Source organism: Streptomyces sp. NPDC059909 (assembly GCF_042730885.1).
Taxonomy (GTDB): domain Bacteria; phylum Actinomycetota; class Actinomycetes; order Streptomycetales; family Streptomycetaceae; genus Streptomyces.
Genome location: NZ_JBHWKX010000001.1, coordinates 158,704 through 184,371, shown reverse-complemented (window position 1 = coordinate 184,371; position 25,668 = coordinate 158,704). Strand labels below are relative to the sequence as shown.

Annotated in this window: 22 protein-coding genes; 10 read left to right on the top strand and 12 right to left on the bottom strand. The window is 68.2% G+C overall.

Annotated features, from left to right (window positions below; all coding sequences use genetic code 11):
- Nucleotides 1–526 precede the first annotated feature (526 nt).
- The 5 genes from ACFV9O_RS00885 to dnaA form a co-directional block, all read right to left on the bottom strand.
- Nucleotides 527–1,063 carry a DUF721 domain-containing protein gene (locus tag ACFV9O_RS00885; protein WP_385410752.1) on the bottom strand — a complete coding sequence of 179 codons (537 nt, stop codon included), beginning with the start codon at nt 1,061–1,063 and terminating at the stop codon, nt 527–529.
- Nucleotides 1,060–2,181 (bottom strand): DNA replication/repair protein RecF, encoded by a 1,122-nt coding sequence (gene recF / locus ACFV9O_RS00880; RefSeq protein ID WP_385410750.1) that lies wholly within the window; start codon nt 2,179–2,181, stop codon nt 1,060–1,062. Before recF ends, ACFV9O_RS00885 begins: the two co-directional genes overlap by 4 nt.
- A gap of 100 nt (nt 2,182–2,281) precedes the next feature.
- Nucleotides 2,282–3,160 carry a phosphogluconate dehydrogenase (NAD(+)-dependent, decarboxylating) gene (gene gnd / locus ACFV9O_RS00875; protein ID WP_385410747.1) on the bottom strand — a complete coding sequence of 293 codons (879 nt, stop codon included), beginning with the start codon at nt 3,158–3,160 and terminating at the stop codon, nt 2,282–2,284.
- Nucleotides 3,161–3,283: 123 nt separating this feature from the next.
- Nucleotides 3,284–4,414 (bottom strand): DNA polymerase III subunit beta, encoded by a 1,131-nt coding sequence (dnaN, locus tag ACFV9O_RS00870; protein WP_385411100.1) that lies wholly within the window; start codon nt 4,412–4,414, stop codon nt 3,284–3,286.
- 931 nt (nt 4,415–5,345) lie between these two features.
- Nucleotides 5,346–7,106, bottom strand: a complete 1,761-nt coding sequence (gene dnaA, locus ACFV9O_RS00865) for a chromosomal replication initiator protein DnaA (protein ID WP_385410746.1) — start codon at nt 7,104–7,106, stop codon at nt 5,346–5,348.
- A gap of 369 nt (nt 7,107–7,475) precedes the next feature.
- Here dnaA and rpmH point away from each other — a divergent pair, with 369 nt between their 5' ends.
- From rpmH to ACFV9O_RS00820, 9 genes are all read left to right on the top strand, one after another.
- Entirely contained in the window at nt 7,476–7,613 is a 138-nt protein-coding gene (rpmH, locus tag ACFV9O_RS00860) for a 50S ribosomal protein L34 (RefSeq protein WP_018846094.1), read from the top strand.
- A gap of 18 nt (nt 7,614–7,631) precedes the next feature.
- Nucleotides 7,632–8,003, top strand: a complete 372-nt coding sequence (gene rnpA, locus ACFV9O_RS00855; RefSeq protein WP_385410743.1) for a ribonuclease P protein component — start codon at nt 7,632–7,634, stop codon at nt 8,001–8,003.
- The gene (yidD, locus tag ACFV9O_RS00850) at nt 8,000–8,326 is read left to right on the top strand and encodes a membrane protein insertion efficiency factor YidD (RefSeq protein ID WP_017946339.1); all 327 of its coding nucleotides are present in this window, start codon (nt 8,000–8,002) and stop codon (nt 8,324–8,326) included. Before rnpA ends, yidD begins: the two co-directional genes overlap by 4 nt.
- A gap of 3 nt (nt 8,327–8,329) precedes the next feature.
- A complete protein-coding gene (gene yidC / locus ACFV9O_RS00845) occupies nt 8,330–9,613 on the top strand; it encodes a membrane protein insertase YidC (protein ID WP_385410741.1) in 1,284 nt (427 codons plus the stop codon).
- 14 nt (nt 9,614–9,627) lie between these two features.
- Entirely contained in the window at nt 9,628–10,140 is a 513-nt protein-coding gene (locus tag ACFV9O_RS00840) for a protein jag (RefSeq protein ID WP_385410739.1), read from the top strand.
- A gap of 104 nt (nt 10,141–10,244) precedes the next feature.
- Nucleotides 10,245–10,961, top strand: coding sequence for a 16S rRNA (guanine(527)-N(7))-methyltransferase RsmG (gene rsmG / locus ACFV9O_RS00835; protein ID WP_385410737.1), 717 nt, complete (start codon nt 10,245–10,247; stop codon nt 10,959–10,961).
- 302 nt (nt 10,962–11,263) lie between these two features.
- Complete coding sequence (locus ACFV9O_RS00830; RefSeq protein WP_385410736.1) at nt 11,264–12,340, top strand: ParA family protein; 1,077 nt, start codon at nt 11,264–11,266, stop codon at nt 12,338–12,340.
- Entirely contained in the window at nt 12,337–13,437 is a 1,101-nt protein-coding gene (locus tag ACFV9O_RS00825; RefSeq protein ID WP_385410734.1) for a ParB/RepB/Spo0J family partition protein, read from the top strand. Before ACFV9O_RS00830 ends, ACFV9O_RS00825 begins: the two co-directional genes overlap by 4 nt.
- 301 nt (nt 13,438–13,738) lie before the next feature.
- A complete protein-coding gene (locus tag ACFV9O_RS00820; protein WP_385410732.1) occupies nt 13,739–14,356 on the top strand; it encodes a GNAT family N-acetyltransferase in 618 nt (205 codons plus the stop codon).
- Between the two features lie 96 nt (nt 14,357–14,452).
- Here the strand turns inward: ACFV9O_RS00820 and trxA are convergent, their stop codons facing one another.
- The 7 genes from trxA to ACFV9O_RS00785 form a co-directional block, all read right to left on the bottom strand.
- Nucleotides 14,453–14,794: a thioredoxin gene (trxA, locus tag ACFV9O_RS00815; protein ID WP_385410730.1), complete on the bottom strand. Its 342-nt coding sequence runs from the start codon at nt 14,792–14,794 to the stop codon at nt 14,453–14,455.
- A gap of 56 nt (nt 14,795–14,850) precedes the next feature.
- A complete protein-coding gene (gene trxB, locus ACFV9O_RS00810; RefSeq protein ID WP_385410728.1) occupies nt 14,851–15,816 on the bottom strand; it encodes a thioredoxin-disulfide reductase in 966 nt (321 codons plus the stop codon).
- Nucleotides 15,817–15,941: 125 nt separating this feature from the next.
- Nucleotides 15,942–16,868, bottom strand: coding sequence for an anti-sigma factor family protein (locus ACFV9O_RS00805; protein ID WP_385410726.1), 927 nt, complete (start codon nt 16,866–16,868; stop codon nt 15,942–15,944).
- Nucleotides 16,865–17,569: an RNA polymerase sigma factor SigM gene (gene sigM, locus ACFV9O_RS00800; RefSeq protein WP_385410725.1), complete on the bottom strand. Its 705-nt coding sequence runs from the start codon at nt 17,567–17,569 to the stop codon at nt 16,865–16,867. Before sigM ends, ACFV9O_RS00805 begins: the two co-directional genes overlap by 4 nt.
- A gap of 33 nt (nt 17,570–17,602) precedes the next feature.
- Nucleotides 17,603–19,327, bottom strand: a complete 1,725-nt coding sequence (locus tag ACFV9O_RS00795; RefSeq protein ID WP_385410723.1) for a protein kinase family protein — start codon at nt 19,325–19,327, stop codon at nt 17,603–17,605.
- Nucleotides 19,328–19,448: 121 nt separating this feature from the next.
- The gene (gene murJ, locus ACFV9O_RS00790; protein ID WP_385410721.1) at nt 19,449–21,653 is read right to left on the bottom strand and encodes a murein biosynthesis integral membrane protein MurJ; all 2,205 of its coding nucleotides are present in this window, start codon (nt 21,651–21,653) and stop codon (nt 19,449–19,451) included.
- Between the two features lie 45 nt (nt 21,654–21,698).
- On the bottom strand, nt 21,699–23,996 hold the full coding sequence (locus ACFV9O_RS00785) for a DUF6049 family protein (RefSeq protein WP_385410719.1): 2,298 nt from the start codon (nt 23,994–23,996) through the stop codon (nt 21,699–21,701).
- A gap of 178 nt (nt 23,997–24,174) precedes the next feature.
- On the opposite strand from ACFV9O_RS00785, the gene ACFV9O_RS00780 reads away from it, so the two are divergent.
- Nucleotides 24,175–25,641: a CCA tRNA nucleotidyltransferase gene (locus ACFV9O_RS00780; RefSeq protein WP_385410718.1), complete on the top strand. Its 1,467-nt coding sequence runs from the start codon at nt 24,175–24,177 to the stop codon at nt 25,639–25,641.
- Nucleotides 25,642–25,668: the final 27 nt, after the last annotated feature.

Genomic DNA, 25,668 nt, shown 5'->3' with positions numbered 1-25,668 from the left:
GCATTAATCGACGTGTCCCGTCCATCGGACGGGATTCTCTACCAGTCTACCGGTACCGCCGACACTAATGGGGGTTTGCCGGTACCTGAGTCCGCATGTGCCGCCCTGAACGGGCGCCGACCGACTCCCCATATTCGGGAAGGGGCTCCAAGAGGCTCACACGGGCATTGAGCGCTTCGGCCTGTCAACCTCCGGCTACGGTGAGGGACGCCTCATGAGCCACGCGGGTTTCGGGGGGCACAGTGGGCTGCGACCGGGGTGGGACGCAGGCGCCGCCGGGCACCTTCGGCGGATGCGAGGCGGGCGCTGGAGTGGGGCTGGAGTGCGGCGCCGGGAAGGGCGGAGCCCAGAGGCGAGGGGACTCAGGGCCTGTGGCCCCGCGCCAGGCAGCGGGCCAGAGCCGGGATACAAGGCAGCTCCCGGGCACAGGACGCCCCGGGCACGGGAGAAGGAGGAGGGTGCTCCCAGGCACAGCTGAAGGACAGGCACAGGTGAAGGAAGGGAGCTGGGGCGGACCGGCGGCAGGTCAGCCGTAGGTGTCGCCCGGGCCCGTGCTGCCCGGGGCACGGAGCGCGCCGTACCGACGCGGGGGGCCACCGGGGCCGAGGACCTTGATCAGACGGACGGTTCCCTGGCCGAGGTCCTCGTTCAGCCGGGCCACCAGCCGCGGCGCCAGCAGCCGCAGCTGCGTGGCCCACGCGGTCGAGTCGCACTGCACCGTCAGCACGCGCTCGTCCGGATCCTCGTCGTACCGCAGTGGCAGACAGTGCTTCGCCAGGTCCTCGCCCACGATCTGCGGCCAGCGCCCCATCACACCGCCGACCGCCGCAGGCGTCTCCCAGCCCCGCTCGGTGATCAGCCGATTGATCGCCGCGCCGAGCGGCAGCGGGTCCCGGCCGTCCGCACGAGCCCCGGACCGCAGTCCGCCACCCCGCCTGGCCTGCCGCTTCTCCTGCGCCGCCGCACCACGCGCCCGCGCCTGCTCCTTGGCCGCGCGCAGCGCGACCCGCGCAAGGTCGACCCCGGAGGGCTCAGGAACCCCGGCCGCCTCGTTCTCGCTCATACGCGCTCCACCGCCCCGTCCGCGACGGCGTACCGCGCCCCCGCCAGCACCCCCGGAACGTCGTCGTCCACAGCCGCCGTCACCAGTACCTGCTCACCCGGAGCCACCAGTTCCGCAAGCCGCTCACGCCGCCGGGCGTCCAGCTCCGCGAAGACGTCGTCGAGGACGAGCACCGGCTCGTTGCCCTCGGCCCTGAGCAGGTCGTACGAAGCCAGCCGCAGCGCCAGCGCGTACGACCAGGACTCGCCGTGGCTCGCGTACCCCTTCGCCGGCATCTCCCCCAGCTTGAGCAGCAGCTCGTCACGGTGCGGCCCGACGAGCGTGACGCCCCGCTCGATCTCCTGCTTGCGCACCTCCGCGAGCGCGGCGATCAGCTGCTCGTACAGCTCCTCACGGGTGTGCGCCTCCGCGCCCGCCGACCCGCGGTACTCGAGGGTGACCGGCCCGCCGCCCGGCGCCAGCTGCTCGTACGCCTTGTCGGCGAGCGGCTGGAGCGTCGCGATCAGATCCAGCCGCCGCGCCAGCAGCTCCGCGCCCGTCCGTGCCAGATGCTGGTCCCACACGTCGAGCGTCGACAGATCCATCGACCGGCCGCCGTGCCGCCGCGCCATCGCCGCCGACTTCAGCAACGTGTTGCGCTGCTTGAGCACCCGCTCGTAGTCCGACCGCACCCCGGCCATCCGCGGCGACCGCGCCGTGACCAGCTCGTCCAGGAAGCGCCGCCGCTCAGCCGGATCGCCCTTCACCAGCGCCAGGTCCTCCGGCGCGAACAGCACGGTCCGTACGATCCCGAGCACATCCCGTGGCCTGACCTGCGAGGACCGATTGATCCGCGCCCGGTTCGCCCGGCCCGGATTGAGCTCCAGCTCGATCAGCTGGGACCGCTCGCCCTGGGTGACGGCCGCGCGAATGACCGCCCGGTCAGCTCCCATCCGTACCAGCGGGGCATCCGACGCGACCCTGTGGCTGCCGAGGGTCGCGAGATAGCCGACGGCCTCGACCAGGTTGGTCTTGCCCTGTCCGTTCGCCCCCACGAACGCGGTGACGCCCGGGTCGAGCGGGACCTCGACCCGGGCGTACGAGCGGAAGTCGGCCAGCGACAGATGCGTGACATGCATATCGACGCCGACCTCCCCCGGCTTGCCTCTCACTGCCTGTGTACCGCCTGCCGCCCGCCGCTCTCGCCGTATATCGACAGGCCGGTCAACAGGCTGTGGATTACTTCGCGTTCTCGACCGCGTGCCCGCCGAACTGGTTCCGCAGGGCCGCGATCATCTTCATCTGCGGAGAGTCCTCCTGGCGCGACGCGAACCGCGCGAACAGCGACGCGGTGATCGCGGGCAAGGGCACCGCGTTGTCGATGGCGGCTTCCACAGTCCACCGGCCCTCGCCGGAGTCCTGTGCGTAACCGCGCAGCTTCTCCAGGTGCTCGTCCTCGTCCAGCGCGTTGACCGCGAGGTCGAGCAGCCAGGAACGGATGACCGTGCCCTCCTGCCAGGAGCGGAAGACCTCACGGACATCGGTGACCGAGTTGACCTTCTCGAGCAGCTCCCAGCCCTCGGCGTAGGCCTGCATCATGGCGTACTCGATGCCGTTGTGGACCATCTTCGCGAAGTGGCCGGCACCGACCTTGCCCGCGTGCACCGAGCCGAACTCGCCCTCGGGCTTCAGCGCGTCGAAGATCGGCTGCACCCTGGCGACGTGCTCGGGGTCGCCGCCGTACATCAGCGCATAGCCGTTCTCCAGGCCCCACACGCCACCCGACACACCGCAGTCGACGAAGCCGATGCCCTTGATGCCGAGCTCGACCGCGTGCTTCTCGTCGTCCGTCCAGCGGGAGTTGCCGCCGTCGACGACGATGTCGCCGGGGGACAGGAGCTCGGCCAGCTCGTCGACGGTGGACTGCGTCGCGGCGCCCGCCGGGACCATCACCCACACGACACGAGGGCCCTTGAGCTTGGCCACCAGCTCCTCGAGGCTGGGGACATCGGCGAGTTCCGGATTGCGGTCGTAACCGATGACGGTGTGGCCTGCGCGGCGGATGCGCTCGCGCATGTTGCCGCCCATCTTGCCGAGACCGACGAGACCGAGCTCCATCAGAGATTCCTTTTGCGTCGTGTGCGGTTTCGTACCCGCGTCCGAGCCTACGCCCGGGCGCGGGTGCACACCTGTGGGGTCAGCCGCTCATGCGGCGCATGGCCTGCGGCCGATATCAGCAGGTCAGCCGCTCAGTCGCACCGGCATGATCAGGTACTTGTACGCCTCGTCCGCCTCCGCGTCCATCGCCGGCTTGCCGCTGAGCAGCGCCGGCTTGGTGGAGGTGGTGAAGGAGAGCTGGGCCACCGGCGAGTCGATGGCGCTCAGGCCGTCCAGCAGGAACGTCGGGTTGAAGGCGATCGAGATGTCGTCGCCCTCCAGCTGTGCGTCCACACGCTCCACAGCCTGTGCATCGTCGCTGGAACCGGCCTCCAGGATCAGCACGCCCTGCTCGAAGCTGAGCCGCACCGGCGTGTTCCGCTCGGCGACGAGGGCGACACGCTTGACGGCCTCGACGAACGGCGCGGTCTCGATCACCGCGACCGAGTTGAACTCGGTGGGGAAGAGCGTCCGGTACTTCGGCAGGTCGCCCTCCAGCAGCCGCGTGGTGGTGCGGCGGCCGGCGCCCTCGAAACCGATCAGGCCCTCGCCTGCGCCGGAGCCCGAGAGCGCCAGGGTGACGGTGTCACCGCTGGTCAGCGACTTGGCGGTGTCCAGCAGCGTCTTGGCGGGCACCAGGGCAACCGCGGAGACGTCCGGGGACTCCGGCTTCCACAGGAACTCGCGGACCGCGAAGCGGTAGCGGTCGGTGGACGCCAGGGTGACGGTGTCGCCCTCGATCTCGATCCGTACGCCGGTGAGGACCGGCAGTGTGTCGTCGCGGCCCGCGGCGATGGCGACCTGGGCGGCGGCGGAGGCGAAGACCTCGCCGGGGACCGTGCCGGTCGCGGTCGGCATCTGCGGCAGCGCCGGGTACTCCTCCACAGGCAGGGTGTGGAGTGTGAAGCGCGAGGAGCCACAGACGACCGTCGCCCGTACACCGTCTGTGGAAATCTCCACCGGCCGGTTGGGGAGGGCGCGGCAGATGTCGGCGAGGAGGCGGCCGGAGACGAGGACCGTCCCGTCCTCCTCGACCTCCGCCTCGACCGAGACCTTCGCCGAGACCTCGTAGTCGAAGCTGGAGAAGCTGAGAGCGCCGTCCTCCGCCTTCAGAAGAAGGCCCGCGAGAACGGGCGCCGGCGGACGGGCCGGGAGGCTCCTGGCCACCCACGCCACCGCCTCCGCGAGTACATCGCGCTCCACCCGGATCTTCACCGGAACCGCCTCCTGCTGTTGCTCGCTCGCCCTGCTGGCCTTCGTCGTCGGCATGGAGTCCCCAGCCGGAGCCAGGGGCCGATGCCGGAGACCAGTCTGACGCACCGCACCGACACTCGGTGCGGCTCGGGGTCAAGTCGAGACAAGAGGCAGCCGGAGCCCCGGCGCCGAGTTGTGCACAGGACCCTCTTCGAAGCGAATTCCCCGGTATCTCTGAGTGGGAGTAGTAGTAGGGCCTGTGGAAACCGTGGATAACGCCATCCGCGCAGGTCAGACCCGATTTTTTGTCCACCGGCCCTGTGGGCGCGAGCGGTGGACAACCCGGGCTTTCTGTGGACGCCCGAAAGTTCTGCACACCCGGTGCACAGGCCACATGGACTTCTCCCCAGTGCTGTCCCCAGCTTTACCCAGGTTCCCCACAGACCAATCCAGCACCTTGGTGTGACGCCTTTCACTCGGTCCGGTGAGCTCGGGTGTTTCGTTGCCGAACAGTGGACAGGGGTGTGGAGAAGCTGTGGGCAACACGGCCTCGGCTGTGGGCCGGGTGGGGACAACCTTGATCGCGCCCTGTGGACGAGCCGCCCGTCCACAGTCTGTGGAGCGCGGTTGGCCACAAATCCACAACCGGCTGACCTGGAGTGATCAAGTCTCGGCAAGTGGCCCTGTGGACGCAATCTGGACAACTCAGGAGTCCCCAGGCTGTGGACGGAAGATTGTCCGCAGTTCTGTGGAGAACGGGCTGACGCCGGTACGTATTCGAACACCGCGACGGCGAGTCCGTGTCGGCGAGGCGGCACCGCGGTCGCACGGGGCAGGGCCGGGAACGCCGAAGGGCGCCCCGGGATTCGTCCCGGGGCGCCCTTCGAGGCCGTGTGCACAGCCTGCTGTGCGGTCCTCGCAGACCTTGCAGTTCTGTGGAGGCCGGGCGGCCTCAGCCGTTCTTGATGCGGTTGGTGAGCTCGGTGACCTGGTTGTAGATCGAGCGTCGCTCGGCCATCAGCGCGCGGATCTTCCGGTCCGCGTGCATCACCGTCGTATGGTCGCGGCCGCCGAACTGCGCACCGATCTTCGGCAGCGACAGATCCGTGAGCTCGCGGCAGAGGTACATCGCGATCTGGCGGGCGGTGACCAGTACCCGGCTGCGCGAGGACCCGCAGAGGTCCTCCACCGTCAGCCCGAAGTAGTCGGCGGTCGCCGCCATGATCGCGCTCGCGGTGATCTCCGGGGCGCTGTCCTCGCCACCCGGGATCAGATCCTTGAGCACGATCTCGGTCAGCCCGAGGTCGACCGGCTGCCGGTTGAGGCTCGCGAAGGCCGTGACCCGGATCAGCGCGCCCTCGAGCTCGCGGATGTTGCGCGAGATCCGGGAGGCGATGAACTCCAGTACCTCCGGCGGGGCGTTGAGCTGCTCCTGCACCGCCTTCTTACGGAGGATCGCGATTCGCGTCTCCAGTTCGGGCGGCTGTACATCGGTGGTCAGACCCCACTCGAAGCGGTTGCGCAGCCGGTCCTCCAGGGTCATCAGCTGCTTGGGCGGCCGGTCCGAGGACAGCACGATCTGCTTGTTCGCGTTGTGGAGCGTGTTGAAGGTGTGGAAGAACTCCTCCTGCGTCGACTCCTTGCTCGCGAGGAACTGGATGTCGTCGACGAGCAGGATGTCCACATCCCGGTAGCGCTTGCGGAACGCGTCGCCCTTGCCGTCGCGGATCGAGTTGATGAACTCGTTGGTGAACTCCTCGGAGCTCACGTACCGCACCCGCGTACCCGGATAGAGGCTCCGCGCGTAGTGCCCGATGGCATGCAGCAGATGGGTCTTGCCCAGTCCCGACTCCCCATAGATGAACAGGGGGTTGTACGCCTTCGCCGGGGCCTCGGCCACCGCGACGGCGGCCGCATGCGCGAACCGGTTGGACGCGCCGATGACAAAGGTGTCGAAGAGGTACTTGGGGTTCAGCCGGGCATGCGGCTCACCGGGACCGGGGGCCGGCGCGGGCTGTGCGCCGAGCGGGCCGGGGGCATGACTGCCGGGTACTCCCCCGACCGGCGGGCCGGGCGGACCGCCGTGCCTCGGGTTCTGACGCTCCGGCAGTTCGTGCCGCTCGTGGCGCCCTTGGTCGTAATGCCCGCGGTCGGGCATCGGCGACCGGTAGTCGTGTTGCTGGGGGCGGCCCGTGGCGTACGGGTCGCGCTCCTGGAACCCGCCGAGCCGCGGCTGCTGCCAGGACAGGTCCTCCTGGGTGCGCGGCCAGGCGCCGGGTTCCGGGCGCTGCTGCTGGTAGTCGGGGTACGCGGGGCGGACCGTCGGCAGACCGTCGTCGCTCGTGGGGCGGTGGCCGTAGCTCTCGTACGTGTCGCTCTGGCGCGGCTCGTCGTGCTGCGGGCCCTGGTAGCGGGGCTGCTGCTGCACGGGCGGCTCGGCCGCGGAGTCGTCGACGGTGATCGCGATACGGATCGGGCGGCCGCACTCGCGGCTGAGGGTGTCGCTGATCAGCGGCGCCAGCCGGCCCTCGAGGACACGCTTGCCCCACTCATTGGGGACGGCGAGGAGCGCAGTGTCGGCCACCAGTGCGAGTGGCTGGCAGCGCTCGATCCACTGTTTGTCCTTGGGTTCGATGCCCTGCTGGCCCTCTCCCAGGAGATGCTCCAGCACTCGTGGCCACACTGCGGCAAGATCGGCAGGTACGTCAGCCACAAGGCACGCTCTCTCACAGGTCCCACGAATGTGTGGTTCTCGGGACGGGTCGGTCAGGTCCGGCAGGCGGGTAGGAAAGGAATTCGAGTCCAGTCACGGTAGTCAGGCCGACCCGCGTGGTTCAAGTTGTTGTCCACAGCCTGTGCACAGCGGGGCGCGCCGTGACCCTGGTTTGACCGAATGGCGTAGCCGCGCGTACCGTAACCAGGTCGAGTTGTCGATGGCTGCTGCCGCCTGCCTCCGATGGGCAAAGATCACGATCAGTGATTGTGAAGCGGTGCACTCGGGCGTATTGCGAGCTACTCGTGGGCGCACGGTGACAGCCAGGCGATGCCCCGCCACTACACGAATCATTTCTGGAGCCCCCGAGTGAGCAAGCGCACCTTCCAGCCGAACAACCGTCGTCGCGCGAAGACCCACGGCTTCCGCCTGCGCATGCGTACCCGTGCCGGCCGAGCCATCCTGGCGAACCGCCGCAGCAAGGGTCGCGCGAACCTGTCCGCCTGATCGCTAACAGGTCATGACGTGCTGCCTACCGAGAATCGGCTGAGGCGGCGCGAGGACTTCGCGACCGCGGTACGTCGAGGACGCCGGGCCGGACGCCCGCTACTCGTCGTCCATCTACGCAGCGGTGCAACGGACCCGCACGCGCCTGGGGAGAGCGCTCCCCCGACGCGTGCGGGTTTCGTCGTGAGCAAGGCTGTAGGTGGCGCGGTCATTCGCAACCAGGTGAAGCGGCGACTGCGGCACCTGATGCGCGAACGACTGTCCGAGCTGCCCCCCGGTAGCCTGGTGGTCGTACGGGCGCTGCCCGGAGCGGGCGACGCCGACCATGCACAGCTGGCCCGAGACCTGGACGCCGCTCTTCAGCGGCTGCTGGGAGGGGGCGCGCGATGAAATACCCGCTGCTGGCCCTGATCAAGCTGTACCAGTGGACGATCAGCCCGCTACTCGGGCCTGTCTGCCGGTACTACCCGTCGTGTTCCCACTACGGATATACGGCCATCGACCGGCACGGCGCGGTGAAGGGCACGGCCCTGACCGCTTGGCGCATTCTGCGGTGCAATCCGTGGTCGCCAGGTGGTGTGGACCATGTTCCGCCGCGTAAACGACCTCGTTGGCACGAGCTGCTGCGCGACCACCTGCGTGGTGGCAAGGGCGGGCACCCCCCTGAGACCAGCCCGGCCGCAGAGACCTCGCCCAATGCTCAAGGAGCCTGATTAGTGGACACGATTGCCAGTCTCTTCAGCTTTATCACCACACCTGTTTCCTGGATCATCGTCCAGTTCCACAGCCTGTACGGGGCGGTCTTCGGCCCCGACACTGGTTGGGCCTGGGGACTGTCCATCGTGTCGCTGGTGGTGCTGATCCGTATCTGTCTGATCCCGCTCTTTGTGAAGCAGATCAAGTCGATGCGGAACATGCAGGCGCTCCAGCCGAAGATGAAGGCGATCCAGGAGCGCTACAAGAACGACCGGCAGCGTCAGTCCGAAGAGATGATGAAGCTGTACAAGGACACGGGTACCAACCCGCTGTCCTCGTGCCTTCCGATCCTCGCGCAGTCGCCGTTCTTCTTCGCGCTCTACCACGTGCTGAGCAACATCGCCAACGGCAAGACGATCGGCGTACTCAACCAGACCCTGGTGGACAGCGCGCGGCAGGCCGAGATCTTCGGCGCTCCGATCGCCGCGAAGTTCATGGACTCCGCGGAGAAGGTCGAGTCGCTCCACGCTTCGGTGACCGATGTCCGCGTCGTCACCGCGATCATGATCATCCTGATGTCGGCGTCGCAGTTCTACACGCAGCGCCAGCTGATGCAGAAGAACGTCGACCTCACGGTCAAGACGCCGTACATGCAGCAGCAGAAGATGCTGATGTACATCTTCCCGGTGATCTTCGCCGTCACGGGCATCAACTTCCCGGTCGGTGTTCTCGTCTACTGGCTGACCACCAACGTGTGGACCATGGGCCAGCAGATGTACGTGATCAACCAGAACCCCACCCCGGGCTCGAAGGCGCAGGACAACTACCTGCAGCGTCTGCTGAAGGGCATCACGACTCACGCTGAGGTGCGCGGCCGCCGCAAGCGCAGCGTCGTCCAGGCCATCGTCGCCAAGGGTTCCGACCGCAACGAGAACGAGCGCCGGTTCATCGCGGCCCTGTCCAAGGAGGGCTTCGCCGCCCAGGCGGACGGCACGGTCGTCAAGAGCGACACCGTCACCGCCGAGGCCGACGGGGGTGCCGCAGCGAGGCGTCAGCAGCCCAAGCGCCAGACCAAGGCTCAGCGCCAGGCCGCTGCCACTCAGGCCGGCGGTGCTCAGCAGGACTCCACGTCGAGCGCATCGACCACCTCGAGCGACTCGAAGACGTCGCTCGAGAAGCAGGACGAGCCGCAGGACGCCAAGCCGAAGCCGGTGGGCAAGACCGCCCCCGCGTCGGCCCGCCAAGCCAAGTCCGGACAGCGCAAGGGCCAGCAGCGGCCCAAGCACCCGTCGTCCAAGAAGTAAGAAGGAGTCCATCCGTGACGGAAGGCACCACCTCCGCCGCCGCTGAGGGTGGCGACACCCTGACCCGCCTGGAGCAGGAGGGGGAGATCGCCGCCGACTACCTCGAGGGCCTGCTCGACATCGCCGATCTCGACGGCGACATCGACATGGACGTCGAGGCGGACCGGGCCGCGGTCTCGATCATCAGTGAAACGGGCAGCAGGGATCTGCAGAAGCTTGTGGGCCGGGACGGCGAGGTGCTCGAGGCACTCCAGGAGCTGACGCGTCTCGCGGTGCACCGGGAGACCGGGGACCGCAGCCGGCTCATGCTGGACATCGCGGGTTTCCGGGCCAGGAAGCGTGCCGAGCTCGCCGAGCTCGGGGCCAAGGCCGCGGACGAGGTCAAGAACACCGGTGAGCCGGTGAGGATGAAGCCGATGACTCCGTTCGAGCGCAAGGTTGTGCACGACGCGGTCGCGGCCGCCGGTCTGCGCAGTGAGTCCGAGGGCGAGGAGCCCCAGCGCTTCGTCGTCGTGCTCCCGGCCTGACCTGAGCGTTCCCTCGGCCCCGTCTGTTCGCAGGCGGGGCCGAACTTTGTCAGCCTGTAGTCAGCCACCACAGCGCGGTAGCGCGGTATGGAAGGACGGTTCCGGTGACGGAGGCAGCAGAGCTTCCCCAGGCGCCCGAGGCGGCGCGGACGGTGTTCGGTGAGTTCTTCCCCGAGGCCGTCCGGTACGCGGAGCTGCTCGCGGACGCGGGGGTCAAGCGCGGGCTGATCGGTCCGCGTGAAGTGCCGCGGCTGTGGGAGCGGCACCTGCTGAACTGTGCCGTGCTCTCCGAGGTGGTCCCGGAAGGCGTCACCGTCTGCGACGTCGGGTCCGGCGCCGGCCTCCCGGGTATCCCACTGGCTCTCGTTCGCCCGGATCTCAAGATCACCCTTCTTGAGCCGCTCCTGCGTCGCACGAATTTCCTTCAGGAGGTCGTCGAGCTGCTGGGGCTGGACCATGTCACGGTGGTGCGGGGCAGGGCCGAGGAGGTTCTCGGCAAGCTGCCGCCGGTGCATGTGGTGACAGCACGTGCCGTGGCTCCACTGGACCGGCTGGCGGGATGGGGCGTTCCGCTGCTGCGTCCGTACGGCGAGATGCTGGCGCTCAAGGGCGACACCGCGGAGGAGGAGCTCAACGGCGCTCGTGCGGCCCTCAGCAAGCTGGGGGTGGTGGAGACCTCTGTGCTGCATGTCGGGGAGGGGATCGTGGATCCGCTTTCCACGGTGGTGCGGGTCGAGGTCGGGGAGAGCCCCGGCGGTGTTCGCTTTGCGGCCAAGCGGGCCAAGGCTGCCAGGACGGGTCGCACTCGCCGTCGTCGTTGACGCGCCCCGGCGTCGGTGAGGTCTTCCGTCGCTGAGGTTTTCTCATGTGTGGTGCCCGCCAACTGGTCGTTGGTCTGCATCCCCATACGTACGCATTTCGGAGTGTCGTAACGATGTGACCGTGAGGCGCGGGCATCGTGTTTCACGTGAAACGTCGCTCACTGCTGCAGGGAATCATTAGCCGCGGTCGCGCGGCTGCCGCTCCCCGTAACCGCAAGCCCTTCTTGAGGGCTATCGAATTGTCCACAGAGGTGGATTCCTCCACAGAACCACCGGCCTCGCTGGTTCACGACCCCCAAGACATGGCAGGCTCTGTTCATCGCGAGTCTGAAGTCGAGGAGAGTGAATCCTTGCGGTCCGACGCCAACATCGCGGGACCGATGACCGATCCGGTCCCAGGTCCCCGTACCGAGTCAGCGGGGGTGGATGTTTCACGTGAAACACCACCTCCGATGGACGACACCCCCATTGGTCGTGCTGCCCAACTGGCGGTGGAGGCTCTGGGCCGTGCCGGCGAAGGTCTTCCTCGACCTGAGCAGACACGCGTCATGGTGGTCGCCAACCAGAAGGGCGGAGTGGGTAAGACGACCACAACGGTCAACCTTGCCGCTTCGCTGGCGCTGCACGGCGCCCGCGTTCTGGTGATCGATCTGGATCCACAGGGCAACGCCTCCACGGCGCTGGGGATCGATCACCACGCCGAAGTCCCCTCGATCTATGACGTCCTGGTGGAGAGCAAGCCTCTCTCCGAAGTGGTCCAGCCGGTCCTGGACGTCGAAGGCCTCTTCTGCGCCCCAGCCACCATCGATCTCGCCGGTGCGGAGATCGAGCTGGTCTCTCTGGTGGCGCGGGAGAGCCGACTGCAGCGGGCCATCCAGTCGTATGAGCAGCCGCTGGACTACATCCTCATCGACTGCCCGCCGTCGCTCGGCCTGCTGACCGTTAACGCCCTTGTCGCGGGCGCCGAGGTGCTGATCCCCATCCAGTGCGAGTACTACGCACTTGAGGGCCTGGGTCAGCTCCTGCGCAACGTCGACCTGGTACGCGGCCACCTCAATCCCACGCTGCATGTGTCGACGATTCTGCTCACCATGTATGACGGTCGGACGAGGCTCGCCTCGCAGGTGGCGGAGGAGGTCCGCAGCCACTTCGGTGATGAGGTGCTGAGGACGAGCATCCCTCGGTCCGTGCGCATCTCGGAGGCGCCCAGCTATGGGCAGACGGTCCTCACTTACGACCCGGGCTCCAGCGGCTCATTGTCGTACCTTGAGGCAGCGCGTGAGATCGCACTGCGTGGGGTCGGGGTCCATTACGATGCTCCGGCTGCCCATGTGGTCAGCCAGAACAACCAGCAGAGCATGTCGGAGGGGATCCAGTGAGCGAGCGACGTAGAGGACTGGGGCGTGGGCTCGGTGCCCTGATCCCGGCCGCTCCGCAGGAGAAGCCGGTGGCTTCCGACGGGACCGGCCCGGCATCAGCGGGCGCAGGACCGGTCCTCACGGCGGAGCGGGGTGTGGCCGCCGCCAAGGTGACCACGCTGCCGCCAGGGCCCATGACTCCCGAGCCGCGGGCGGCCGAGCCCGAGCCGGAGGTGGTCCCCGAGGTCATGTCCCCGGCCGGGGCTCACTTCGCCGAGGTGCCCCTGGATACCATCACGCCGAACCCTCGACAGCCTCGTGAGGTCTTCGACGAGGACGCGCTCGCCGAGCTGGTCACCTCCATCAAGGAGGTTGGTCTCCTCCAGCCTGTCGTCGTTCGTCAGTTGGGTCCCGACCGGTATGAGCTCATCATGGGTGAGCGCCGCTGGCGGGCATGCCGTGAAGCGGGCCTGGAGCGCATCCCGGCGATCGTGCGTGCCACGGAGGACGACAAGCTTCTGCTGGACGCCCTTCTGGAGAACCTTCACCGGGCACAGCTGAACCCGCTGGAGGAGGCCGCTGCTTACGACCAGTTGCTCAAGGACTTCAACTGCACGCACGACCAGCTGGCCGACCGGATCGGGCGCTCGCGTCCGCAGGTGTCCAACACGCTGCGACTGCTCCGCCTTTCGCCTCCGGTTCAGCGCCGCGTCGCTGCAGGTGTGCTCTCCGCCGGTCACGCCCGTGCTCTGCTCTCGGTGGAGGACTCCGAGGAGCAGGACCGACTGGCACACCGCATCGTGGCCGAGGGCCTTTCGGTGCGTGCAGTTGAGGAGATCGTGACCCTGATGGGGTCGCGGCCCTCGAGCACCGCGAAGCCGAAGGGACCCCGGGCGGGCGCCCGTCTCTCGCCGGCGCTCTCCGATCTGGCATCGCGCCTGTCGGACCGCTTCGAGACCCGAGTGAAGGTCGACCTGGGTCAGAAGAAGGGCAAGATCGTCGTCGAGTTCGCCTCGATAGAAGACTTGGACCGCATCCTCGGCACGCTCGCTCCCGGAGAGGGGCGGGTCATGGAGAAGGGGCTCTCCGAGGAAACTGCGGAGGACGAAGAGGTCTGAGGCCTCTGCGCAGTCATCAGGGCGGATCGTGTCCGGCACTCGACGGAACACGGTCCGCCCTTTGCCGTCTCACGGTAGGCGTGTCCTCGCTGGGTGGATACGATGCGTTCTGGTACGGCGCATCCACCTTGACCCATCTCAGAGGAAGGGCAGCCATGCGATCGGTGAGCCGCAGCCAGCTACTGACAGCCGGCCTGAGCATTGGCGCGGTCGGCGGGTTCATCGGCAGCTTGCTCCGAGAACGGAGCGCGTTGTCAGCTGCCCTTGGCGCGGCAGTCCAAGGAAGTGAGGAGCAGCCTTCATGGGCCGTCGGCTCGTACCGCTCACACTCGACAACCTTCCAGACCTCCCCAAGCGCTGCCGAGCGTGTGTCTTCTGGGAGCTTGATCCAGTCAGCGGAGAAGCCGCAGTAAGGGCGGGCAGACCGGAGCTGGAGAAGGAGGCCTGGATCTCCGCCGTCCTTCTCGAGTGGGGATCGTGCGGCCGTATCGTCTATGTCGACGAGGTGCCGGTCGGGTTCGTGCTCTATGCACCGCCCGCCTATGTGCCGCGCTCCACGGCGTTTCCGACGAGCCCTGTCTCCCCGGATGCCGTGCAGCTGATGACCGCCTGGATCATGCCGGGCTACCAGGGGCAGGGGCTCGGTCGGGTGATGGTGCAGACCGTCGCCAAGGATCTGCTGCGCCGGGGCTTCAAAGCGATCGAGGCGTTCGGGGACGCCCGCTGGACAGAGCCGGCCTGTGTGCTTCCCGCCGACCACCTCCTGGCGGTCGGCTTCAAGACCGTCCGTCCGCACCCCACCCACCCGCGGCTGCGGCTGGAGCTGCGCACCACGCTCTCGTGGAAGGAAGACGTGGAGCTGGCACTCGACCGGCTCCTGGGGGCCGTACAGAAGGAACCGGCGCTTCGGCCGCTATGAATCGCCCGCAGATGCAGAATGGGCCAACCCTTACCGGGTTGGCCCATTCGTGTTTCACGTGAAACGAAGCTCTCAGGTGAAACGAAGTGCGGCGCGTCAGGCCTTGGCAACCTCGTCGCCGATGAAGGCGTCGAGCTCACGGACGAGCATCGCCTTCGGCTTGGCGCCGACGATGGTCTGGGCGACCTCGCCGTTCTGGTAGACGTTCAGCGTCGGGATGGACATCACGCCGTACTTGGCTGCCGTGGCCGGGTTCTCGTCGATGTTGAGCTTGACGACCTCGATCTTGTCGCCGTGCTCGGCCGCGATCGCTTCCAGGGACGGGGCGATCTGGCGGCACGGGCCGCACCAGGCAGCCCAGAAGTCGACGAGCACGGGCCTGTCGCTCTTGAGCACATCTTCTTCGAAGGTGGCGTCGGTCACGTTCTTCAGGGCCACGGCGGCCTCCTTAACTTGCGGGGTGTGGGGTGTGGGGTCGTTGAGCTCAGACGGGGTCAGACAGCCGCCGCTGCCGCGGCCTTCTCGTCGTCGGCGAGGGCGGCCAGGAAGCGCTCGGCGTCCAGGGCGGCGGAGCAGCCGGTGCCGGCAGCGGTGATGGCCTGCCGGTAGGTGTGGTCGACCACGTCACCGGCGCCGAAGACACCGGACAGATTCGTGCGCGTGGAAGGGGCGTCGACGTTGAGGTAGCCCTCGTCGTCCAGCTCCAGCTGGCCCTTGAAGAGCTCGGTGCGCGGGTCGTGGCCGACCGCGATGAACAGACCGGTGACGGGCAGCTCGGAGGTCTCCCCGGTCTTGGTGTTGCGCAGCGTCAGGCTGGAAAGCTTCTGGTCGCCGTGGATCGCGGCGACCTCGCTGTCCCAGGCGAACTTGATCTTCGGGTCGGCGAACGCGCGATCCTGCATGGCCTTGGAGGCCCGAAGGCTGTCGCGGCGGTGGACAATCGTGACGGACTTGGCGAAGCGCGAGAGGAAGGTGGCCTCCTCCATGGCGGTGTCGCCGCCGCCGACGACGGCGATGTCCTGGTCCTTGAAGAAGAACCCGTCGCAGGTGGCACACCAGGAGACTCCGCGACCGGAGAGCGCGTCCTCGTTCGGCAGGCCGAGTTTGCGGTGCTGAGAGCCGGTCGTGACGATGACGGCCTTGGCGCGGTGCACGGTGCCCGCGGTGTCTGTGACGGTCTTGATGTCACCAGAGAGGTCCACGGCGATGACATCGTCCGGGACGAGCTCAGCGCCGAAGCGCTCAGCCTGGGCCCGCATGTTGTCCATCAGCTCCGGCCCCATGATGCCGTCGGGGAAGCCGGGGAAGTTCTCCACCTCGGTGGTGTTCATGAGCGCACCACCGGCGGTGACGGCGCCTTCGAACACCAGCGGCTTCAGCGACGCGCGCGCGGTGTACAGCGCAGCGGTGTAGCCGGCCGGCCCGGAGCCGATGATGATCACATTACGGACGTCGCTCACGGGTTTCTTCCTCGTCTCTGCAGACTGCCTACTGCCTACTGGGGCGGGTCTAACGACTCTCACCCCACCCAACGGATCCTACGGGGCTTGCATTCCCACGGAGGCCGAGCGGCACGGCGGCAGTATCAGGGGCGAGGGTAGGAGTGGGTCAGCAGGAGTTCGCCCTTGCCGGACGGCGCGGTGGCGACGCACGCCGCGTCGACGACATACGCCTGGACTTGAGAGCTGTCGCTGGAGTGCGGCAGGACGACGAGATACGCCTCGGTACCTGCGTAGGTTCCCTGCTCGGCCGCCAGAGCCGGATCGGCGCGGCCCGTGCCCTTCTGAATACAGGCGGGTACTGCGGTGGCCGATGTGCGCATCGGGGACTGAGGGTCGGTCTCGATGCCGGCGGAGGGCTCCGCCTCCGAGCGGGGAGCCGGTTTTGTGCCGCCCTGTGTGCTGTCCTTCGCGGCGCTGTAGGGAGCCAGCAAGGCGTGTACGCGTGCTTGGAGCCGGTTCTCCGAGAAGTCTGACGCTGTATCTGCGGCGCTGACTCCGCTCTTCGTCGACGCTTCCTTGTCGCCGCTTGTGCCGGCGAGGGACTGCGCGAGCAGCAGGCTCACCCCCGCGGCTGCGACACCGAAGGCCGCGCTCAGAACGGCAGTGCGGCGCCGGCGTCGGGGCGGACGGCTCCGGCCGGGGCCCGTGGCCGCGCGGGGGTGTCCTGCGGGGCGGTCCGCAGGAGGGCTCTCGGTCTGCGGCTCAGTGGTCGATGTTTCACGTGAAACATCGACCGGCTCGTCGTCCGGCGCGGTGGCACTCAGCAGCGCCTCGGCGGCCAAAGCGGCGTCGATGCGTCCGGCGATGTCGGCGGGCATGCGTGGCGGACCCGGGAGCGTCCCCAGGAGGTCGCGAATTTCCTCCAGGGAGGCTCGTACGTCGGCACACAGGGCACAGCCGTCCAGATGCTCCCTGACGGCTGCCTGGCGGGACGGTGACAGCAGGCCTTCGGTGAGATCGGAGATCTCGGAAACATCCGGGTGCTGAGTCGTGCCGGTCGTGGAGGTCACGCGCGCCCACCTCCGCCCTTCGCAGCAGCAGGATCATTTGGTCCTGCATCCCTTGGTCCCGACGCAGGTGGGACGGATGTCCCTGGCGTCCGGTTCCTTCCCCTGTCGTGACCGCTGTTATCCCCTGCTTCGCCGCGCAGATGAGTGAGCATGGGGAGCAAGCGCGCTCGTCCACGTGCGCAGCGGCTCTTCACGGTTCCCGTAGGCACGTCCAGCACCCGCGCCGCCTCGGCGACCGGGTAGCCCTGCATGTCGACCAGCACCAGCGCAGCCCGCTGATCGGCGGGAAGCCTGGCCAGGGCGGCCAGCAGCTCGCGATGGAGATCCTGGCGTTCCGCGGGTGCCTCGGCGGACTCATGAGGCTCGAGGAGCTGCTCCAGGCGCTCGGTGTCGTCGACGGGGGATGTCTTGCGGGACGCCGCTTTGCGGGCCCGGTCGAGACAGGCATTGACGGTGATGCGGTGGAGCCATGTCGTCACCGCGGACTGGCCCCGGAAGGTGTGTGCGGCCCGAAAGGCCGAGACCAGGGCGTCCTGGACCGCGTCGGCGGCTTCTTCGCGGTCCCCCAGTGTCCGCAGGGCGACGGCCCAGAGGCGATCGCGGTGGCGCCGCACGAGCTCACCGAAGGCATCCGGATCGCCGGCGACGTGGCGTTCCAGGAGATCCTGGTCGCTTGCTTCGCCGGGTGTGGCGTTGTCCAACGGTGAGCCCCCTCCCCGCGTGATCGCTGAATGTCAGCCGGTGAACTTCACGTCCGTGATGCCCTGCTTGTAGCCCGCCCCGCTGACGCCGTCCTGCGGTGAGTACGGCATCGCGGTCATCCACAGGAGCACATAGCGGCAGTTCACCGGCTCCTTCATGGTCAGCTTCGCCGAACTGTCGCTGGCTTGGGTCGTTGCGATCTTCTTCATGGATTCGACGGGGCCGGACGGCGACAAGGAGTCGACCGCATAGAGAGAGACCGTGGTGTGGGGCCCCCCGTAGCGCAGCGCTATCGAGGCGGCGGAAATGTCCTTCGCGGCGCCTAGGTCGTAGACGATGCCCACACCCTGCTTGATCGACGGAACGAGATCCGGACCGTCGAGGTAGTACTTGGTGCGCCAGTACGAGGAGCTGTCGTCGTCGTACGTGTTGCCGACGTCTGCCGCGTTCTGCGGCTTGCCGTCCGGGGCGTACTCCTCGGCGCCTTGGATGGCCAGCGGTACCGGCGCCTTCGGCTTGTCGTCCTTCTCGCCGTCGGTGGTCTGGGTGTTCCCGGGGTCCTTGGTGCCCGCGTCGCGGTCGAGGAGCCTGTCGGCGATCTGCCAGCTGCCCAGCCCCAGCGCGGCGATGAGCAGCGCGGACACGGCCCACTTGAGGACCTTGCCGGTACGGCTCTCCAGCGGCGCGGGCGGCGCCTGCACGGGCTGGGTCGCTGCGGCGCCTGTATGGGCCGTGGGACGCCCGTACGTGCCCTGCTGGTACGTGGTGCGCTGGTACTCCGGCGGCGGGGTGAAAGCGGGCTCCGGCGGACGGATGCGGGGCATGGCCGCGACCGCCTTCGCCAGCTCGTCCGGGGTGGTGCAGGGCAGCTCCTGCCGGGATGCGGTGGCACCGTCGTTGACCAGAGCGCGCATCGCGAGCTCCGAGAGTCCGCGGTGGACTCCTGCCCGTACCTGGTCGGGGGCGATGAGGCCGACGCCCTTGGGCAGTCCGGAGAGGCCATAGGCGTCGTTCTCGTACGGCCAGCGGTGGGTGAGCGCGGCATAGAGCAGTGCACCGATCGCTTCGGTGTCGGTGCGCTGCGGACGGTCGGCGCTGATGCCGCGCAGCGCGGCGTTCACGGCGAGGCCACGGATCCGGTACTGGCCGGTCGAGCTGCGCAGGACCGCGTTGGGGGTGAGGCGCAGATGGGCCAAGCCCTCACGGTGCGCCGCCGCCATGGCCTGGGAGAGCTGGCTGACCAGCTGGTACGCGTCGTGGGCCTCCATCGGCCCGGCGGCCAGCAGGGTGGTGAGCTCCGTGGCGTCGGGCAGCCACTCGTGGACGACGTAGACGAGATCGTTCTCCTCGACGGCGTCGAGCACCTGGACGAAGCGCGGATCGCCAAGGAGCGCCGCAGAGCGAGCCGCGGCGAGGACGGACCGGGCCCGCGGATGATCGGCGGGCAGGATATGGACGCCGACAGCGCGGCGGAGTTTCTCGTCGACTGCTCGCCAGCTGCTGAATCCCTCCAGACGGGTGACGCACTCCTCGAGCCGGTAGCGTCTGGCGAGCTTGTGGCCGCTGTGCAGCTCGGGCGTTGTGATGGTGGGCTGCTCGCTGTTCCCGCGCTCGCTGCCCGTGTCGTCGGCGCTCTTCTCCGCCGTGTCGTCGGCTTCCGCCACCCCGTCGGTCATGGCCTTGTCCGCCTTGGCGGCCAGCGGGTCGTCACCGCTGTTGTCGGCCACGTCGACGGCAGCACTGCTACGTTCCGCCACCGTCGTTCCCTGCCTCCCCATCCGTTGCGCCATATCCAACAGCCATGCCAATTGTGCCCACAGTCCGGCGCTATGCACGACACACAGTGGCGGACGATGGTTGTGCGCGAACGACCGGGTTCTAGCGCCCGAGACGACCGCGGACCATGCCGACCATGCCGTTGAGCTCTTCGATCCTCATCTTCTTCGCCGCGACGAAGAAGACGCCCAGCAGGACCGCACCGCCGACGACCAGCGCGACGAGCGATCCGAAGGCCCCCTGACCCAGGGTCTGCAGCAGAAGGAAGCCCACCGCGCCGCCCGCGACTGCTGCCGGGACGGATGCCAGGCAGAGCCTGGCGTAGGTGCGGACCACATGGGAGCCGTCGAGGTCGCCACCCAGCCGGTTGCGCAGCCGGCGCCAGGCGATGCCGACACCGACGGCGTAGGCGAGACCGTACGAGGCGGCCATGCCGACCACGGCCCACTGAGCCGGGAGGACGACGTAGCAGGCGGCCGACGCGGCCGCGTTCACGGCGGCGACGATGACCGTGTTGTAGAAGGGCGTGCGGGTGTCCTCGTAGGCGTAGAAGCCACGCAGGACGACGTACTGCACCGAGTAGGGGATCAGGCCGAGGCCGAACGCCATGAGGATGAAGCCCATGGACTGTGCGGCCTGGACGCCGCTGGAGGCGTAGAGCAGGGTGCACATCGGCACGCCCAGCGCCAGGAAGGTGAAGGCGACCGGGACGATCGCGACGGCCGAGTTGCGCAGTCCCTGCGAGATGTCGTCGCGGACGGCACCGGGGTCGTCGTCGTGCGCGGCGCGGGAGATCCGGGGCAGCAGGGCGGCCATGACCGAGACCGTGATGATCGCCTGCGGCATGCCCCAGATCAGCTGTGCGTTGGAGTAGGCCAGGAAGCCGGCCCCGTCCTTGCCGGAGGCCTCACCGGCGGCGGTGGCGAGCTGGGTGACCACGAGGACTCCGGCCTGGTTGGCGAGGACGAACAGAACGGTCCACTTGGCCAGCTTGACCGTCTTGCCGAGTCCCTGGCCCTTCCAGTCGAAGCGGGGGCGGAAGCGGAAGCCCGTCTCGCGGAGGTAGGGGATCATCGCGAGGGCCTGGACGGTCAGACCGAGCAGGGTGCCGATGCCCAGCAGGCGGACGCCCTCCGGCGGGATTGTCTGCACGCTCATGTGGGATTCGGCGGACGTGCCGTACACCCAGATGAAGAGCCCGAAGGTGAAGATCATGACGATGTTGTTGAGGACCGGCGTCCACATCATCGCGCCGAACTTCCCGCGGGCGTTGAGGATCTGTCCCATCACCACGTGCACACCCATGAAGAAGATCGTGGGCAGGCAGTAGCGGGCGAAGGTGACGGCGACACTGTTCGCCGGTGGGTCGTTGGCGATCGTGGCCGACATCAACTTGATCAGCAGCGGCGCGGCGAACACGGCGATGACGACGATGCCGCCGAGCGCGACCATCACGAGTGTCAGCAGTCGGTTGGCGTAGGCCTCGCCGCCGTCCTCGTCGTTCTTCATGGCGCGCACGAGCTGCGGCACGAAGACCGAGTTGAGTCCGCCGCCGACGGTGAGGATGTAGATCATCGTCGGCAGCGTGTAGGCGACCGTGAAGGCGTCACCGAGCAGGGCGGCGCCCAGGGCACCGGTGATCACGAGACTGCGGACAAAGCCGGTGAGGCGCGAGACAAGCGTGCCGGCCGCCATCACCGCGCTGGACTTGAGCAGTCCGGATGCCCGGCCGCCCACCTTCTTCGGGGCGGGTGCCGGGGCCGCAGGTTCCGCCGCGGACGGGGCCGGTGGCTGACCGGATGCCTGCTGGTCGCGGTAGAGATGGGCGAACGCGTCCGGCTCCGGCTCGTTCTCCCCGGCCCTGGTCACGAGCTCGTCGACGCCCGTGAACTGGGCGCCGCTGGTGTCGTCCCCATAGGGCAGACGGCGCGACGGGCCATCCGGCTCGGGCGGCGGGGTCTGGGCCCAGATCCGCGGGTCCGGCGCATGCTCCTGGGCGGGTGGCTGCTGGTAGAGCGGCTGCGGCTGGGGGAAGCTGCTGCTGTGCGGTGGCGGCGGGTGGGCGGCACGGTCGTAGAGCGCCTCCGACACGGGGTCCTGGGCGGACAGGTCCTGCTCCCGGTAGGGGTCGTGCGCGTACGCGTCGTCGACGTACGGGTCCGCGGTGGGCTCGGGCGACGGCGTGGGCACCTGGCCCGCCGACGGCTGATCCGCCCGCTGCGGGCCGGGCGCGGGGTACTCAGCCCGCAAGGAGGGTGCGGTGTTGCCCGCACCCTGCCCACGGTCACCGTCGTACGGCGCGTTCATGGTTACCCCACCTCATCGTCCCCGGCCGACCGGCCACGACATCGCTCAACGGTCCACTTTCTCACCCGTGCCCGACGGGTCCCCGCTTTCCGGTCCGGTGTCCGGTGCGGGGTCACTCGGCTGCTCGGGGTCCTCGCCCTCATCAGCCATGGCGGCCGCCTCGCGGGCAGCAGCGCGCTTGCGCTGGGTGTACATCCTGACGCCCGCGAGGACGAGCAACAGTACGCCGCCCGCGATGACGAGCATCACGGTCGGGGTGATCTCGGAAGCCCTGACTGTGAAGGTCATCGGGCCTCCGTACAGCTTGCCGTCCATCGTGTAGAGCTGTGCCGTCACCTGCACCGGACCGTTGGCATTGGCCGCGGCGGTGAACTTCACCGACTGGCTGTGCCCGCCTTCGATCTTGATCTGGCGCTCGGCGACGACCTTGTCCTCGCCGAGTTCGAGGCGTGTGGGGTTCGACGACTTCAGCCGGAGAACGAGGTTGTCGACGCCCTGGACGAGCTTGTTCTGCACGGTGACGGGGATGGTGGCGCTACGGCCCGACAGGGTCACGGCCGACTTCTGGATCAACCGCACCTCTGTGCTGAGGTCCTCCAGGAAGCTCTGTACACCTCTGCGGTAGTCGGCCGCGGCCCGTGCCTTGCCGCGCCAGGACGTGGACATCTCCCGATTGATCGCATTGCCGAACGGAGTGACCACCCGGTCCGGTGCGGTCAGGATGACCTTGAAATTGTCGAGGGTCTCCTGGGTCGACCTGATGTCCTGGAAGGTCTGGACCGGCAGCTCCCGTACGCGGAGCCGATCCGGGTATCGGGAGGCGCTGGGCACGTCGGTGGTGGCATCGGGGTCGGGCTTCGTGGCCGCGGCCGCGATCAGGTCGAGAGGCTGGGTCCAGCGCTGGCCGGCGAGACCGTGCAGCGCGCTCGCCATCGTCTGTGCCTGGGAGGCCGACGGCGTGCGCTGCGGCGCGACCACGATGCTGCGCTGCTTGTCCGGCGCCTGAAGGGTCAGCGCGAGAGCCTGCGCGAGGAACTTCTGAACCGCGGAGGTCGAGGTCCCGGCCTTGGTCATGTCGCCCTGGAAGGCCGTGGAGAGCCGTTCGTCCGCGACGACGGCCGTCGTACCGCCACCGATGGGCCGGGCCGCGGACGGCGTGTAGGACACCGAGCCGGTCTCCCGGAGACTGTCGCTACGGGCGATGACCTTGTGTGCTCCTGCCGAGGTCGCCACATCGACGATCGACGGGTCGATCGCGCCCTCCATCGGCCAGGCGAAGTCTATGGACGGCTTCACATGGAGGATCGTCTCGACGGTCGTCTCGGCCACCGCGGTGGCCGGCTGAAGCTGGCTGAGGGACCCGGAGACGTCCTTCCCCCGGTGTGCGAGGGAGGCCAGATCGGGGTCGGCGAACGGCAGCGCGACGACCTTGCTGTCTTGTACCGCTTTCTCGAGCGAGCTCAGCCACTTCCTGGCCACGGTCTGGTTCCGGCCGGCGATGGTGCCGTCCGTCCCGTTCTTGATCCGGTAGTTCCGGGTCATTGCCTCGGCCGTCGCCAGCAGGTCCGGGTCGATGACCCAGGTCACGGGGAGCTCGCTGCCGAGCGAGACGAGCTGCTCGAGCCGGCCACCGGGGGCGAGCTCAGCGGCCAGGCTGTCGTTCTCGAAGATCGGCGTCTGCTGTTCGTCCGAGCCGGTCTCGGCGGACAGGTGCGTCGAGGAGATGAGCGGCCACAGGAAAGTGAGCTGGGTCTTCTTCTTGGCGGCATCCGGCTGCCAGGGCAGGAACGTCCGCTCGATGCCCAGCACCCGCTCGTACGGCTCGCTCGGAGTCTCTCCGGAGAGGGACACCCCGAGCTGGTACACACCGTCCTCGTCGAGCCCGAGCTTGCCGACCGGGACAGTGAGTGCGAAGTCCTCGCTTATCCCGGCCGCAAGCTTGGGGAGCTTGACGGTGTACGGGTCGCCGAGCTTCTCGGCGTCGCTGCCCGGCGAGAAGCCGGTGCGCCGAGAGGCCTCATCGATCTCCGGGCGACCCGCCATACGCGGGCCGACCCTCAGATCGACCTGCGCGTCCGTGACCGGTTCCTTGCCCTTGTTCGTCACAGTGCCCGTGATGGTGAGCGTGTCGTCTTTCACAGGGGCGCTGGGAGTCAAGGAGTCGAGAGACACATCCACGGTGCGGGAGCCGGTGGCGTCCTCTGCGGCGTGCGCGGGTGAGGCCGTCGGTACATAAACCAGAGCGGCCAGCAGTGGTGTTCCCGCAAGGAGGGCGGCTGTGCGCCGCAGCCACCGGCGGGCAGGAGAGGGACCCATCCCCTGGAATTCTGCCGCCTCGGCCACGCGCTCGTCCGTCCCTTGTCGTCTGTTGCCGTTGGTGGGTGTCGCTAGGTGCGTCCACGCATGGTAACGAGGCGCGCTGTGACGAAGTGCTGGGGACTGCTCCACAAGATCGGAAGAGTGGTGGGGGCGCCGGAAACAGGGAAGCCCGGGTCCGCGCGGGCACGTACCCTTTTCTGTTGTGCCGAACGCCAACGAAGACAACCCCACTGCACTGAACCACGTGCAGCGCCGCGCGGTCAGTGAACTGCTGCGGGTGTCCCCTGTCGCCGATGACCTGGCCCGCCGGTTCCAGGAGGCCGGGTTCAGCCTAGCCCTGGTTGGTGGCTCGGTCCGGGACGCGCTCCTCGGCAGGCTCGGTAATGATCTCGACTTCACGACCGACGCCCGCCCCGAGGACGTTCTGAAGATCGTCCGGCCGTGGGCGGACTCCGTGTGGGAGGTGGGGATCGCGTTCGGCACGGTCGGCTGCCAGAAGGATGCCCGTGTCGAAGACGCTCTTCAGCGCTTTCAGATCGAGGTCACGACATACCGCTCCGAGGCCTACGACCGAACCTCGCGCAAGCCTGAGGTCTCCTACGGCGACTCCATCGAGGAGGACCTCGTCCGCCGCGACTTCACCGTGAACGCGATGGCCGTCGCGCTGCCGGAGAAGGAGTTCATTGATCCGCACGGTGGCCTGGAGGATCTCGCAGCGCGCGTGCTGCGTACTCCCGGTGCCCCCGAGGACTCCTTCTCGGACGACCCGCTGCGCATGCTGCGGGCTGCGCGTTTCGCGGCCCAGCTGGACTTCGAGGTGGCTCCGGAGGTCGTCACCGCGATGAAGGAGATGGCGGACCGGATCGAGATCGTCTCTGCCGAGCGGATCCGTGACGAGTTCAACAAGCTGATCCTCTCCCCGTATCCGCGGAAGGGCCTGGCTCTCCTTGTCGGCACCGGTCTCGCCGAACACTTCATCCCCGAACTGCCGGCGCTCCGACTGGAGAGCGATGAACATCACCGGCACAAGGATGTGTACGAGCACTCACTGACCGTGTTGGACCAGGCGATCGAGCTGGAGGAGAGCGGCCCGGATCTCGTGCTGCGCCTGGCCGCGCTGCTTCACGACATCGGAAAGCCGAGGACCCGCCGATTCGAGTCGGACGGCCGGGTTTCTTTCCACCACCACGAGGTGGTGGGCGCCAAGATGACCAAGAAGCGGCTGACGGCGCTCAAGTACTCCAACGACATGGTCAAGGACATCTCGCGGCTGGTTGAGCTGCATCTGCGGTTCCACGGCTATGGCACCGGTGAGTGGACCGACTCGGCGGTGCGGCGCTACGTACGGGATGCCGGCCCTCTGCTGGAGCGGCTGCACAAGCTGACCCGCTCGGACTGCACCACGCGGAACAAGCGGAAGGCGAGTGCGCTGTCGCGCGCCTATGACGGGCTCGAGGAGCGCATCGCCCAGCTCAAGGAGCAGGAGGAGCTGGACTCGATCCGTCCGGACCTCGATGGCAACCAGATCATGGAGATCCTTGGCGTCGGCCCCGGCCCTGCGGTCGGCAGGGCGTACCAGGCACTCCTGGAGCTGCGCCTGGAGAACGGGCCCATGGAGCACGAGGCGGCCGTCGCCGCGCTCAAGGAGTGGTGGGCCAAGCAGGGCTGAGTCTGACTGTGCCGTGTTTCACGCGAG